Genomic DNA, 12,937 nt, shown 5'->3' with positions numbered 1-12,937 from the left:
TTGTTGTGACGGTGTTCTCTTTCCCATCTTTGCTATTGATAATCGAAATTTTAGCAAAACTCCATTCTTCTGGATGATGAATTTCAAAGAACAGTTCCTGATTTTGTTTGTCTACCAAGATGGAGCCTGGAGTGTAGTGGATGAGAGTTGGAATTTTGTATTGTGTATTTTTATGATTGATAATTATTTTTCCTTCATGACTTCCAAATTCTTCTTCACTAGCGTTGATTGTAATTTGTAACGTATCTCCTTCAAGAACATGTGAAAATTTTATATTTTCGGGACCTTCAAATTTGGTATCTAAACTATCTATAATTCCATTGATTACTTTTAATTCAAAACTTTTTTCTACTATCTGTTGGTTTGATGACACATTAACTACCAAATTTGGTGGGGTGATGATTAGTTTTGCATTGTATGCGTTTTCTATATCCAATCTTCCTGCACCTGATTCGTGGACAGAAAATTCTTGTCCGTATGCATCTGAAACTGTTTCTACTGTAGTTAGTAACAGGGATTTAATTTCATGATTAAGAAGGTCAGGATTTTTTTGAAGTAATAGTGCTGCTGCTCCACTGACATGTGGTGCTGCAAAGCTTGTTCCGCTTGTAAAGTTGTATCCTGCATTATTTTGTGTAGTGTTGATGTATGCACCAGGTGCTACAATATCTGGTTTAATGTAAAATGGAGAAACTGGACCTCGTGAACTAAAATGTGTCACAAAATCTGGATTGTAAAATAAATGTAAATTACCTTGGGAATTCTTTTCGATTGATTCTTTAATTTCAAGTCCTTCTTCTCTATCCATTGACACTACTGGAATCTGTGGGGTATATCCTAATTCCATAAACTCATGAATCAACTCTCCCAAGAACATTCCCTGCAAGTTATTGTAAATGATTAGTGCCTTTGCTCCCGCGGCTGCAGCATTTTTTTCTTTCACTGAAAAATACAGCAGCTCTCCTTCTGTGTCACTCCCTCTTTCAACAATTAATATTGCATCTTTTACATCAATTTTTTCAAGTTCTTCTGTTTTCCCATAGCCTCCAAAAATAACGTTTCCTGAAATTGGTTCTTCTAATTTTGAAGATCCTACCATTGGTATCACTGTATATGGTTTTTCATCTATTTCTAATGTTGCAACTAGACTTGATGTGAGATTATTGTATGTTGCACCAACTGTGACTGAACCAAAATTCCTTCCTGGGCTACCAATTGTTTTCAATTCCGGACCATCATTACCAGATGCAGTTACCACGAAAATCTCTTTTTCTAATGCCAGATTAACGGCATGATCAATTTTTGAATTTGTTTTGTTAACTCCTAAACTAATATTGATTATGTCGGCTTCGTCTTCTATCGCTTTTTCAATCGCTTTAATGATTAATTCTGATGAAACTCCTTCCCCATCTTCTGAAACTTTGTAGGCAAGAATTTTTGCTTTGGGTGCAATCCCTGAAATCTCTCCGTCAGCTGCGATCACTCCTGCGACTTGAGTTCCGTGGCCATTAGTATCCATAGGTGGTTGGCTTTCACGTATGAAATTGTATCCTCCTACAACTTTTCCATCATTGCCCCATCCAAACAAATCTGGATGATTGAAATCAACACCAGTATCTATTATTGCCACTCTGATCCCGCTTCCATCAATTCCGTCTGTTCTGGGAATATCTGTTCCAACGTATGGGACACTTCTTTGTAAATAAGTATGAATTTCATTTTCATGTTGCATAAGTTGAGAAACAACAAAAACCCCAAAAATCATTACAGATAATGAAAAAATTACTGTTATTTTCACAAACATTTTCTCTTGGTTAACAAGTAAAAATGAATTGCTTACTAAAGCAATAAATTGATTAAATGTTCAATGTCGTTCATGGGAAAATACACTCTTCCTGAAATGCCATATGCTTATGATGCATTGGAACCTCACATTGATGCAAAAACAATGGAGATTCATCACACAAAACATCATCAAACATACACGGACAAATTGAATGCAGCTCTAGAAACTTGCTCATCTGATATTCAAGCAAAGGATATCGTTGACATATTGTCTGATATTAAATCAATACCAGACGACAAAAGAGGGGCAATTAATTTCAATGGTGGTGGTTATGATAACCATAGGCTATTTTGGAACAACATGAAACCAAATGGAGGCGGAGAACCTGGAGGATCCATTGCTGATGCAATCAATGATTCCTTTGGAAGCTTTTCTGACTTTAAAGAGAAATTTTCATCCACTACAGCTGTAATTCAAGGCAGTGGTTGGGGATGGTTGGTATACAATCCTTCTTCTGGAAAGGTTGAATACAAATCAATGCCAAACCAGACTAGTCCTAGAACTGAAGGATTAGTACCTTTGTTGGGCTGTGATGTATGGGAACATGCATACTATCTCAACTACCAGAACAAAAGACCTGTCTACATAGAGGCATGGTGGAATGTAGTTAATTGGGATGAAGTAGAATCTAGATTCTCTAAAACAAAATAAATTTCTAATTTTTATTTTTTTTTATATTCGTTTTTTCACATATTTTCTATTTTTTTCCAAATCTATGAATGAATTTATAACCATCTGGAAAATGTTTGTTGTACATGAGTGAAGCCCAAGCTGAGCAATTAATGCAGCAAATGCAAATGCTTGAAAAATATTTCTCAGATTTATCTCAAAGGGAAGGAACTTTTCTAAATATTTTGAGAGAGGCAACTGCTTCGATCGAATCTATAAAATCCCTTGATACGCAACCTGAATCAGAAACCCTTGTTCCAATTGGTATGGGAACATACATCCCAACAAAAATTTCATCTAATGCTAAGATTGTAATTAATATTGGTGCTGGAATTGCAGTGGAGAAAGACTTTCACTCTGCAATTAACTATCTTGAAGCAAGAATTAAGGAAGTTGAGGTTGCTTTACAAGACACTGTTGCAAAAAAACAGGATGCAGCAGGAAGATTAGAACAAGGAAAAGCACAAATCAACCAACTAATGCAATCTACATCTCCTCCAAATTCGTGATAGTACATGTTTGATAAACTTCGTAAAGCATTTTCAAATGCAGCGAAAAGTCTTGGTGAAAAAGAACTTAATGAAAAAGATATTGAAAATATTCTTTTTGAATTAGAAATAGCTCTATTAGAATCCGATGTTGCCACTGAAGTAATTGATTCCATAAAATCTGATTTAAAAGAAAAATTAATTGGTTCAAAAGTTGATCGGAATGAAATTGAAAAATTTGTCAGAGACAGTTTGATTTCAAATATTTCTGCAATGTTTGATACTGTTGGGAAAATTGATCTCCTGGATAAAATAAATAAAAAAAAGAAACAGGGACAACCTTTTCTAATTTTATTTGTTGGAATTAATGGTACTGGAAAAACTACTTCTTTGGCAAAGATTGCATATATGTTGCAACAGGCAAAATGTTCTGTAGTTATTGCGGCTGCTGATACTTTCAGAGCTGGTGCAATTGAGCAATTACGTGAACACGCAAATCGCCTCAATTTGAAATTGGTTGCTCAGAATTATGAGTCGGATCCTGCTGCAGTTGCTAGAGACGCTGTTTTGTATGCCAAATCCCACAAAACAGACTGTGTGTTAATTGATACGGCAGGAAGAATGCAAACAAGTAAAAATTTAATGGAACAAATTGGTAAAATCACAAAAGTTGTAAATCCTGACATGAAAATTTTTGTCGGCGATTCTTTATCTGGAAATGACACGGTAAATCAGGCACGTGAATTTTATGAACATGTTAAATTCAATGGTTCGATTTTAACTAAAAGTGATGCAGATGCAAGGGGCGGAGCTGCTTTATCAATTGTAAAGGTTACATCTACACCTGTAATTTTTGTTGGAGTTGGACAAGAATATCCAGATTTAATTCCTTTTGATAAATCTGTTTTCTTGGAAACTGTTTTTGGATCCTTGGATGATGTTGAACTCAAGAATACTATTGAACCAGAACCAGAACCTACACCAGAACCAGAACCTACACCAGAACCAGAACCTACACCAGAACCAGAACCTACACCAGAACCAGAACCTACACCAGAACCCTACTCCGATGATCCTTTTGATGGAATTAGTGATGATGATATTGCAATTTATTCAGATCTATTTGATGTTCCTCCGCCTGAAAATGATGATGAGGCAATCAAACTTGGAAATAAAATTCGTAATTGGATTAAAAATAATAGGCCGAAATCTGAAATTATTTTTGATAAAAGTGATGGTAAAAGTGATGATGATGTCGAACTAGAATCTAAACTCGATGATTTGCCAAAGCATGAAGACGAAGAAAAACCTAAAAAGAAACGAGGACTATTTGGATTCTTAAGAAAATGAAACTCAAAACCAAAGACGTACTTACTTTAGCAGAATTGTCTTCCAAAGAATTTTTAGGACTAATTGATTCTTCCATAACACTAAAAAAAGAACTCAAAAAAAATAGAAATAAACCCATTTTAAAAAATAAAACACTAACAATGATTTTTCAAAAACCGTCTACTAGAACCCGTGTAAGCTTTGAAATTGGAATGCTCCAAATGGGAGGACACGCAATTAATTTGTCATCTAATGATATGCAACTATCTCGAGGTGAATCTGTTGAAGATACCGCAAAAACTCTATCACGTTATTCTGATTGTATTATGGCGCGTGTTTATGATCATAGATTGTTAGAAAAATTGTCTGAACACGCAAGTGTTCCTGTAATTAACGGATTGTCTGATTCTTTCCATCCTTGTCAAATTTTAGCTGACTTTATGACAATTAAGGAAAAGAAAAAGAAACTCAAAGGGATTAAAATTGCTTGGATAGGAGACGGAAATAACGTGTGTAATTCTATGATTTATGGTGCTGCATTGTCTGGAGTTGATATGTCTATTGCAACTCCTAAAGGATTTGAACCTGAAAAGACAGTCGTCACAGAATCCAAGAAATTGACTAACATCGAATTGACTACTGATCCATTTATTGCAACTAAAAATGCAGATGTGGTTGTAACTGATACCTATTCATCAATTCATAACAATGATCCAAAAAGAATGAAAAAATTCCTTCCAAAGTATCAGGTTAATTCTAAATTGATGAGTAATGCAAAGAAAAATGCGATCTTTTTACATTGTCTTCCAGCTAAGAGGGATCAAGAAGTAACTTCATCAGTTATAGATGGATCTCAATCTGTGGTTTGGGATGAGGCAGAAAATCGATTACATGCTCAAAAGGCTTTACTTGCTGCTTTGATTTACGCTTAACGTATATAAGAGCAGATTCAAACTCGGTTTCTATAGATGGCTTATTCAAAAATATTACGAAGATTAAGGGAAGAAAAAACCAATTATAAAAAACGAGGAACCATGCTAACAGGTAAGCGTGACTTCATCACTGTAAATATTACTAATCAAAATACGCAAGTCCAGATCCTCACACCTGGTATGACTGGTGACAAGGTTGTCGCATCAGCACATTCAAGATATCTACTTGAAAAAGGGTGGAAGGGTTCCAGAAAAAGTGTACCTGCAGCATATCTCACAGGTTATTTGGCTGGGAAGAAAGCCCTTGACAAGGGTGCAAAAGATGCTATCATGTATACCGGTACCAGAAGATATACTCAAAGAATGGCGGCTGCTCTAAAAGGAATTATTGATGCTGGAGTTGAAGTTCCTGCTGATGAAAAAACATTCCCAGCTGAAGAAAGAATCAATGGTGAACATCTTACTGTTAAAAATGAAATTTCTAAAATAAAATCTTCGATTGATAGTGAGGTCAAATAGGTATGAGTCAAGCATCACAATCGAAACCTGGACAAGGTGGTCGTGGAAGGGGTGCACCAGTTTACGGTCGTGGTCCACCTGGGGCAGCAGCAAATGCACGTCCAAAAAGACCTCGAAGAGAGCCAGAGGAAGAAGTTTGGGTTCCAAAAACCATTCTAGGACAAAAGGTTGCATCTGGTGAAATTTCCTCCCTTGAGGAAATTATAGAGTCTGGATTGAGAATTCAAGAATCTGGAATCATAAAGAAATTGTTACCAGATTTAAAGAGTGAGGTTGTTGATGTAGGTATAATTCAAAAAATGACTTCAAATGGTCAGTCTACCAGGTTTAAGGCAATTGTTGCTGCAGGAAATGAGAATGGTTATTTAGGAATTGGTCAGGGCAAGTCAAAGCAAATGAGAATTGCTATTGAAAAGGCAACTAGTCAGGCTTTTCTTAATGTGAATCCAATTAAAATGGGCTGTGGTAGTTGGGAGTGCAGATGTACCCAAAAACATTCTGTTCCGTTTAAGGTTAAGGGTAAGGGCGGAAGCGTCACAATTGAAATTATTCCAGGTCCTCGTGGATTAGGTCTTGTAGCAGGTGGTAAAATTAAAAGATTATTGGAATTGGCTGGTCTTAAAGATGCATGGACTACCGCAAAAGGTTCTACTCCTACGATGAATTCGACTTCAAAAGCAATATTGGACTGTCTTAGACAGACATTTAGTCAGGGTTGATAAATAATGGCAAATGCGTATCTTGTTGTTAGGATAAAAGGTCAGGCTGATTGTCCATACTGGGCAACAACTACCATGACTTTGTTGAAGCTAGATAAAAAATATCGTGCAACAATTTTACCTGCCAAAGATAATACTTTGGGAATGTTGAAAAAGGTGCAACACTATGTATCTTGGATTGAAATAGATGCTTCCTTGGCAACAGAATTAGTAGATAAGAAAGCAAGGAAAGGTGGTTATCAAAAAGTTACTGCTGATGATCTAAAGGAACTTGGATTTACTAGTGCTGAGGAATTGGGAACTGCTCTGGCTGAAGGAAAAGCCACGCTATCGAAATTGAAACCTCTAAAGCCTTGGTTTGCTTTGGCACCTCCGATACATGGATTCAAAAGAAGTACAAAGAAGTTATACGGTCAGAAAGGTATTCTTGGACTAAACAAAGAACTTGATACTATAGTAAGGAGAATGATTTAACATGCCCACTAGATTACGAAAAACCCGAAGACTTCGAGGTGGAAGACACATGGGGTGGGGACAAGTTGGTCAACATCGTGCAAGTGGTCATAAAGGTGGATTGGGAATTACAGGTATGATGAAACATCATTGGAGTTCTACTTTAAAATATGAACCAGATCATTACGGTCATGATTCTACTAAACCACCTCACCCAAATATTACAAAAAAATGGACTAGTGTACGTGATCTAGACGACTTGTTTACTAAGTTTGGTAAAGAAGAAGGAGGGAAAAAAATTGTTGATCTTGAAAGTGCTGGATATGAAAAACTCCTTGGCGGCGGAAAACTCACTAACACATATTCCGTTAAAGTTCCACAATTTACAGCCTCTGCAGAAGAGAAACTAAAAGCTGTTGGGGGAGAGGTGTTATCCAACAATGGCTGAAGGTGGTATTACCAGTATTATTCGAAAAGTTGTTTTTAAGGCAGAACCTTATCTTCCGCAAGTTCCCAAGCCTAAAAAGAAAATTCCTCTTCAGGTAAGATTACTGTGGTGTGGAATTGCATTACTGGTTTATATGATAATGGGTCAAACTCCATTATTTGGAGCCAGTGCTCCTGCATTTGATTTTCTTGCATTTGCTAGAGTAATTTTTGCATCACAACAAGGTACATTGGTAGAATTGGGTATAGGGCCTATAGTTACAGCTGGACTTTTGATGCAATTATTGAGAGGTTCAGACATTCTAAAATTTAATTTTAAGAAACCTGAAGAACGTGGAATTTTCCAAACAGCTACCAAGCTAGTAACCTACGTTGTAATTGTTGTTGAGTCTATCGTATATGCCATTGCAGTTTACGGTCCTGGTGTCACTGAACCTTATGTCTTGTATGTGATGATTGGTCAGCTGATGGCTGCGTCCATCATCATCATGTTTTTGGATGAATTAATTCAGAAGGGTTGGGGCCTGGGAAGTGGAATTAGTCTGTTTATTATGGCAGGCGTTGCTCAACAGATTCTTTGGAGTATGTTCAGTCCTTTACCAGCTGGAGACGGTGGAACTATTGGAATTATACCATATATCGTTCAATCATTTATGGCCGGCGATGTTTCACAAATTTTGTTCCGTTCTAATTCGCTTCCGAGTATATTTGGGTTGTGTCTTACTGCTGGTATATTGTTAATACTTGTATTCACACAAGGTATGAAAATTGAAATCCCAATTGTTTCAACAAAATACAGGGGTTTCTCTGCTGTTTATCCTATCAAACTCATGTATGTTTCAAACATTCCTGTAATCTTGGCTTCTGCATTGACTGCAAATGCTGTTTTCATTTTCCAAATGCTGTGGGCGAATATGAATCCGCGTAATAATAATTTCTTCATGAATTTTGTAGCTCAATTTGATCCGACGAGTCCTTCAACTCCGATTGGAGGTATAATCTACTACATTACCCCTCCTAGAGGATTGGATGTTGCAGCTTTAGATCCTATGCGTGCGGTTGGGTATGTCTTGTTCATGATTGGAATTGTTGTTGTGTTTGGAAGGCTTTGGGTAGAATTAGGTGGTTTATCTCCAAAGAGTGCAGCACAGAATTTACTTGATGCAGATGTGCAGATTCCTGGATTTAGAAGATCAAATAAACCAGTTGAGGCGTTATTAAACAAGTACATTCCTTCAGTAACAATTATTGGTTCCATGATATTGGGTCTTTTAGCAGGAGTATCTGACGTCCTTGGAGTCTTTGGTTCTGGAATTGGAGTTTTACTTATGGTTGATATTCTGATAAATTATTACACACAATTGGTTAGGGAACAAGTTGAAGTCGTCATGCCGCGTTTGGGTGCTATGCTTGGCAGAAAGTAAAAAAATTGTAATGGTTGGAATTCCAGGTGTTGGAAAAACCACATTGTTATCAAAAATGGTTGAAATTCTCAAGAACCATGAAAGGAATGTCTATATGATTAGTTATGGAACGTTGATGTTTGAAGTTGCACAAGAAAATGGCCTTACAGACAGGGATCAGCTTAGAAAATTGCCTGTTTCAAAACAACAACATTTTCAAAAAATTGCTGCTGAAAAAATTACTGGGCACGATGAGGAAATCATAATTATTGACACTCATGCATTTATCAATTCTCCAGAAGGATATTATCCTGGATTGCCAGAGTATGTTCTAAAAATCATTAAACCTACCAACTTTGTATCAGTTTCGGCCCAACCTGAAGAGATCTATAACAGGAGAATGAAAGATGATACTCGAAACAGGGACAAAATTACTCTAGCTAACATTAAAAAAGAATTAAATGTTCAATCAGGCATGATTTCAGCTTGTGCCGTAATTACTGGTGCTCCTGTCAGACATGTTCTGAATCATGAGGGAAAGGTTGATGAAGCAGCTGCCAAAATTATTAGTGCAATAGGACTGTAAAAAATGGATTTTAATTTTATTCTATTATTCATCGATTCCATTCCGCTGCAATTCGAATTTCTTAGTGGGGAGCGAATGAGGTTGGGTTCTGATGATCCTATTGTCAAAGGACTGATTCTCTCAATGTTTACTGTATCTGGATTTGGAATTCTGTTAAATATTTTCAATTCTGGAGTTAGAAAGAAGATGGTCGACCAAGTGAAACTAAAACGTATTATGAAAGAAACTAGAGGATGGCAAAAAGAAAGAATGGCTGCAATGAGATCTAAAGATCAAGCCAAAATTGCTGAACTGAGCAAAAAATCATCGTACATGAACAAGATGTCAATGGAAATGATGCAGATGAACATGAGACCTATGATGATTACTTTTGTTCCTTTGATCTTGATATTTTATCTTGTGTTGCCACAATTGTTTACCTATACGGTAGCAATATCGCCAATCCCTCTAAATGTAATTCCCGGAGAAATGTTCCAACTAACATGTTCCGCCGAACAAGCTTTAGAAGAAGGTCATGAATGTTTTGGTCAAGAAAATGCAATATTTCTTTGGGCCTGGTACTTCCTTTCATCAATTGCATTTAGTGGCATTATCATGAGACTCACAAAGACATCCATGGATCTAGGTTGACAAAATCAATTGTTATTTCTGGTCCTCCTGCAGTAGGTAAAACAACTGTTGCCAAAGGATTGGCAGAAGAATTTCAATTAGAGTATCTGAGTGGAGGGGATGTGTTAAAGGAAATGGCTAGTGATCAGGGTTTTGATTCTAAAGGTGATGATTGGTGGGATACTGAAGAAGGCATGAAATTTTTAAATCAACGTGAACTAAATCCTGAGTTTGACAAAAAGCTTGATAAAAAATTGTCTGCCTTGTTTGATCAAGGTGGAATGGTAATCACTAGTTATACATTACCCTGGCTAATCAAAGATGGAATTCGAATTTGGCTTGAGGGTTCTCATGAAAGTAGCACAAATAGAATGCAATCTCGTGATAACATGAGTTCTGAAGATGCATATAAAATCACCCAAGAAAGATTTGATAAGAATAAGGCCTTGTACAAAAAACTTTATGATTTTGATTTTGGTGATGACAAGTCTGTATTTGACTTGATTATCAATACGAATAATCTCTCAGCACAACAGGTAATTGATGTTACAAAAGAGACTGTGAGAAAATTACTATGACGTTAAAACAGCTTGAAAATTTGATTGAGATTGATCAGGATATAACTGATGATGCATATGGAACGTATTATGATAAGAGAACAATTGAACAGTTACTCAATTATGGGCTAATTCTTTTGGACAAGCCTCCAGGTCCTACAAGTCATGAAACTGTTGCTTGGACAAAACGTCTTTTGAAACTTCCAAAAATTGGCCACAGTGGAACATTGGATCCTCAAGTTTCAGGTGTTTTACCTTTGGGGTTAGGTGAGGCAACAAAGGCTTTAGGTGTTTTACTTTATGGTCCAAAAGAATACCATGCACTAGGGCGAGTTCATTCTCTTCCGTCTAAAGAAAAACTTTCTGAAATTGTTGAAATGTTCAAGGGTGAAATTTTTCAAAAACCTCCACAGCGTTCGGCCGTTGTGAGACAAACCCGAACTAGAACTATTTATGAGTTAGAAGTAATAGAACAAAAAGAAAGATTACTCTTAACTCGTATTTTGTGTGAATCTGGAACTTATGTTAGAAAATTATACTATGATATTGGTGAGGTGCTTGGTCCTGGTGCAACAATGATTGAGCTTAGACGAACTAGGGTAGATCAGTTCTATGAAAAAGATGGTTTGGTAACTTTGCACGAACTTGCTGATGCATTTGCACTGTGGGAAGAACAAAAAGATGACTCCAAATTGATGAAAATGATAAAGCCTGTGGAACTTGCTCTCAGTGAACTAAAATCAGTAATAATTCGTGATTCCGCAGTTGATGCTTTGTGTCATGGTGCACAGCTTGCAATTCCTGGGATCCTGAAAATATCTCCAAATCTCAAAAAAGGTGATATTGTTGGAGTTTATACTCAAAAAGGAGAAGCAGTTGCATTGGCTGAGTCAACAATGTCTGAAGAAGAAATTCGTGATGCTGTCAAAGGATATGCTTTTGAAACAAAGAGACTCATTATGGCTCCAAATACATATCCGAAAAAATGGAGAACTAGTACCCCTTCTCCAAAGGATTAAAGAATCAAGAAATTATTTCAAAATAATTGTTAGCAAAAAGTCTTGTATTATTCATTGGGATTGGTCTGATTGCAGGACTCGTTTTTGGTATTTATCTGATTGATGTAAAAAGCAATAGTCAACTGGTTTATGTAGAAGGATCTTCGGTTTCTATCGTTACCGAAAAATCTGATTTTAAAAAAAATGAGGAAATAAACATTAGAATTGTAAATTCTGGTACCACCTCCTTGATTTTTTCGGATGCATCTTATGGCCTTAGGATAACTGGATTATCTGGAATTTTGATGTATACTCCTAGCGCCGCACAGGTGGTATCAAGTTTAGAACCTGGTGATGAAATTAGTTTTTCATGGGATCAAAATAAAAATGATGGTGACGTCGCATTGGAAGGTCTCTACAAGATTTCTGTAAAAGGAATGGATGAACTGAAAAACAAGGTGGAGAATTCTATTACGGTAGCAATCTGGAAGTAATTCTAGTTTTCAAAATAACACAATATATAATCACATTTTACTGAATACTTTTGTCGTGAGACTTGTGCCGGGGTCGCCTAGCCTGGTAGGGCGCGCGCCTGGAAATTATTAACCATAAAGCGCGTTCTCGCAAGGGAACGGGAGTTCAAATCTCCCTCCCGGCGCTTTTTAATTTTAATTAATTCTGTAATCACTTTTTTAATTCGTTATGTTGAATACATTAGTTTTTTTACGAAAGAAAAAAACGAAATTCATGAAAAATAATTTGGAATCATCTGAGATTGGTCCTTCTGAATGGATGTCGTTAAATCAGTTTCTCTTTAAGATAAAACAGGTTAATTCCCCCTGTGTATCGGTCTATTACCCTTATGGCAAAGGCAAGGATATGGTTTCTTTATTACGTGAAAATAAAAGAAATGAATCTTTTGAAAAAATTGAATCAAAAATTGAAAAAAGGATAATTGAGATCAAAAATAATCCGCCATCTGCTGGTAAATTTAGTAAGACTCTCTGCATTTTTGGTTGGATAGAAAATGGCAAGGTGAGCATTAAGGAAATTGGAACTTCTAAAAAATTACCTTATCTTTACATGGTCAGCAAAAAACCATACGTCAAGCCATTTCAGGATCTTCTAAAAATTAATCATAATGTGTTGTTAATTACGCTTGATCAAAAGTCTGCAAGAATACAAAAATTTCACGGTAATCGTATTACCCAGGAATCTAAACTTCGAATTGATTTACAGGGACGACACAAGAAGGGGGGACAGAGTCAAGGACGATTTCTACGTGCAAGGCAGACCAAAATCCATGTTTTCTTTAAGAAAATTGCCAACAAAGTAAGGATTATGGATTCAAATTCTGAGCTTATTCTTTTGGGAGGAACAGG

At 36.4% G+C, this 12,937-nt stretch carries 16 protein-coding genes and 1 tRNA gene; 16 read left to right on the top strand and 1 reads right to left on the bottom strand.

The genetic code is table 11. The features are described 5' to 3' along the window. Positions 1–1,798 (bottom strand): S8 family serine peptidase (locus AIOL_RS00065; protein WP_082152419.1); only part of this gene is annotated, 1,798 nt, incomplete at its 3' end. Positions 1,799–1,867: 69 nt separating this feature from the next. On the opposite strand from AIOL_RS00065, the gene AIOL_RS24065 reads away from it, so the two are divergent. From AIOL_RS24065 to AIOL_RS00005, 16 genes are all read left to right on the top strand, one after another. Then, a complete protein-coding gene (locus AIOL_RS24065) occupies positions 1,868–2,497 on the top strand; it encodes a superoxide dismutase (protein ID WP_369094741.1) in 630 nt (209 codons plus the stop codon). Between the two features lie 104 nt (positions 2,498–2,601). Beyond that, positions 2,602–3,024, top strand: coding sequence for a prefoldin subunit alpha (gene pfdA / locus AIOL_RS24060; RefSeq protein WP_082152330.1), 423 nt, complete (start codon positions 2,602–2,604; stop codon positions 3,022–3,024). A gap of 6 nt (positions 3,025–3,030) precedes the next feature. Continuing rightward, a complete protein-coding gene (gene ftsY / locus AIOL_RS24055) occupies positions 3,031–4,353 on the top strand; it encodes a signal recognition particle-docking protein FtsY (protein ID WP_082152329.1) in 1,323 nt (440 codons plus the stop codon). After that, positions 4,350–5,264, top strand: a complete 915-nt coding sequence (argF, locus tag AIOL_RS24050; RefSeq protein WP_082152328.1) for an ornithine carbamoyltransferase — start codon at positions 4,350–4,352, stop codon at positions 5,262–5,264. Before ftsY ends, argF begins: the two co-directional genes overlap by 4 nt. A 36-nt stretch (positions 5,265–5,300) precedes the next feature. Beyond that, a complete protein-coding gene (locus AIOL_RS24045; protein ID WP_082152327.1) occupies positions 5,301–5,783 on the top strand; it encodes a 50S ribosomal protein L18 in 483 nt (160 codons plus the stop codon). Positions 5,784–5,785: 2 nt separating this feature from the next. Further along, the gene (locus AIOL_RS00055; protein WP_049641019.1) at positions 5,786–6,502 is read left to right on the top strand and encodes a 30S ribosomal protein S5; all 717 of its coding nucleotides are present in this window, start codon (positions 5,786–5,788) and stop codon (positions 6,500–6,502) included. A 6-nt stretch (positions 6,503–6,508) separates the two neighbouring features. Continuing rightward, positions 6,509–6,976 (top strand): 50S ribosomal protein L30, encoded by a 468-nt coding sequence (locus AIOL_RS00050; RefSeq protein WP_049641018.1) that lies wholly within the window; start codon positions 6,509–6,511, stop codon positions 6,974–6,976. Between the two features lie 49 nt (positions 6,977–7,025). Beyond that, entirely contained in the window at positions 7,026–7,403 is a 378-nt protein-coding gene (locus tag AIOL_RS00045; RefSeq protein WP_200898705.1) for an uL15 family ribosomal protein, read from the top strand. Beyond that, on the top strand, positions 7,396–8,826 hold the full coding sequence (gene secY, locus AIOL_RS00040; RefSeq protein ID WP_049641016.1) for a preprotein translocase subunit SecY: 1,431 nt from the start codon (positions 7,396–7,398) through the stop codon (positions 8,824–8,826). Before AIOL_RS00045 ends, secY begins: the two co-directional genes overlap by 8 nt. Further along, entirely contained in the window at positions 8,813–9,391 is a 579-nt protein-coding gene (locus tag AIOL_RS00035; RefSeq protein ID WP_049641015.1) for an adenylate kinase, read from the top strand. Before secY ends, AIOL_RS00035 begins: the two co-directional genes overlap by 14 nt. A 3-nt stretch (positions 9,392–9,394) precedes the next feature. Next, the gene (locus AIOL_RS00030; protein ID WP_049641014.1) at positions 9,395–10,021 is read left to right on the top strand and encodes an EMC3/TMCO1 family protein; all 627 of its coding nucleotides are present in this window, start codon (positions 9,395–9,397) and stop codon (positions 10,019–10,021) included. After that, on the top strand, positions 10,018–10,578 hold the full coding sequence (locus AIOL_RS00025; protein WP_049641013.1) for a cytidylate kinase family protein: 561 nt from the start codon (positions 10,018–10,020) through the stop codon (positions 10,576–10,578). Before AIOL_RS00030 ends, AIOL_RS00025 begins: the two co-directional genes overlap by 4 nt. Beyond that, positions 10,575–11,576 carry an RNA-guided pseudouridylation complex pseudouridine synthase subunit Cbf5 gene (locus AIOL_RS00020; protein WP_049641012.1) on the top strand — a complete coding sequence of 334 codons (1,002 nt, stop codon included), beginning with the start codon at positions 10,575–10,577 and terminating at the stop codon, positions 11,574–11,576. Before AIOL_RS00025 ends, AIOL_RS00020 begins: the two co-directional genes overlap by 4 nt. 26 nt (positions 11,577–11,602) lie before the next feature. After that, positions 11,603–12,049, top strand: a complete 447-nt coding sequence (locus AIOL_RS00015; RefSeq protein WP_049641011.1) for a hypothetical protein — start codon at positions 11,603–11,605, stop codon at positions 12,047–12,049. A gap of 66 nt (positions 12,050–12,115) precedes the next feature. Beyond that, positions 12,116–12,213: transfer RNA gene (locus AIOL_RS00010), tRNA-OTHER, on the top strand. Between the two features lie 89 nt (positions 12,214–12,302). Further along, a partial coding sequence (locus AIOL_RS00005) for a baeRF10 domain-containing protein (RefSeq protein ID WP_049641874.1) occupies positions 12,303–12,937 on the top strand: 635 nt, incomplete at its 3' end.

Origin of the sequence: Candidatus Rhodobacter oscarellae, from assembly GCF_001078595.1 — a bacterium.
GTDB classification, from domain to species: Bacteria; Pseudomonadota; Alphaproteobacteria; order Rhodobacterales; family Rhodobacteraceae; genus Rhodobacter_B; species Rhodobacter_B oscarellae.
Note: the sequence above shows the minus strand (reverse complement) of the source record. Positions and strands in the feature narration are given on the sequence as shown.

Excerpts from the sequence above, each read along its gene's own strand:
- AIOL_RS00055 (WP_049641019.1), top strand. The coding sequence starts at position 5,786 with ATGAGTCAAGCATCACAATCGAAACCTGGACAAGGTGGTCGTGGAAGG.
- AIOL_RS24045 (WP_082152327.1), top strand. The coding sequence starts at position 5,301 with ATGGCTTATTCAAAAATATTACGAAGATTAAGGGAAGAAAAAACCAAT.
- AIOL_RS00020 (WP_049641012.1), top strand. The coding sequence starts at position 10,575 with ATGACGTTAAAACAGCTTGAAAATTTGATTGAGATTGATCAGGATATA.
- secY (WP_049641016.1), top strand. The coding sequence starts at position 7,396 with ATGGCTGAAGGTGGTATTACCAGTATTATTCGAAAAGTTGTTTTTAAG.
- ftsY (WP_082152329.1), top strand. The coding sequence starts at position 3,031 with ATGTTTGATAAACTTCGTAAAGCATTTTCAAATGCAGCGAAAAGTCTT.
- AIOL_RS24065 (WP_369094741.1), top strand. The coding sequence starts at position 1,868 with ATGTCGTTCATGGGAAAATACACTCTTCCTGAAATGCCATATGCTTAT.
- pfdA (WP_082152330.1), top strand. The coding sequence starts at position 2,602 with ATGAGTGAAGCCCAAGCTGAGCAATTAATGCAGCAAATGCAAATGCTT.
- AIOL_RS00030 (WP_049641014.1), top strand. The coding sequence starts at position 9,395 with ATGGATTTTAATTTTATTCTATTATTCATCGATTCCATTCCGCTGCAA.
- AIOL_RS00045 (WP_200898705.1), top strand. The coding sequence starts at position 7,026 with ATGGGGTGGGGACAAGTTGGTCAACATCGTGCAAGTGGTCATAAAGGT.
- argF (WP_082152328.1), top strand. The coding sequence starts at position 4,350 with ATGAAACTCAAAACCAAAGACGTACTTACTTTAGCAGAATTGTCTTCC.
- AIOL_RS00050 (WP_049641018.1), top strand. The coding sequence starts at position 6,509 with ATGGCAAATGCGTATCTTGTTGTTAGGATAAAAGGTCAGGCTGATTGT.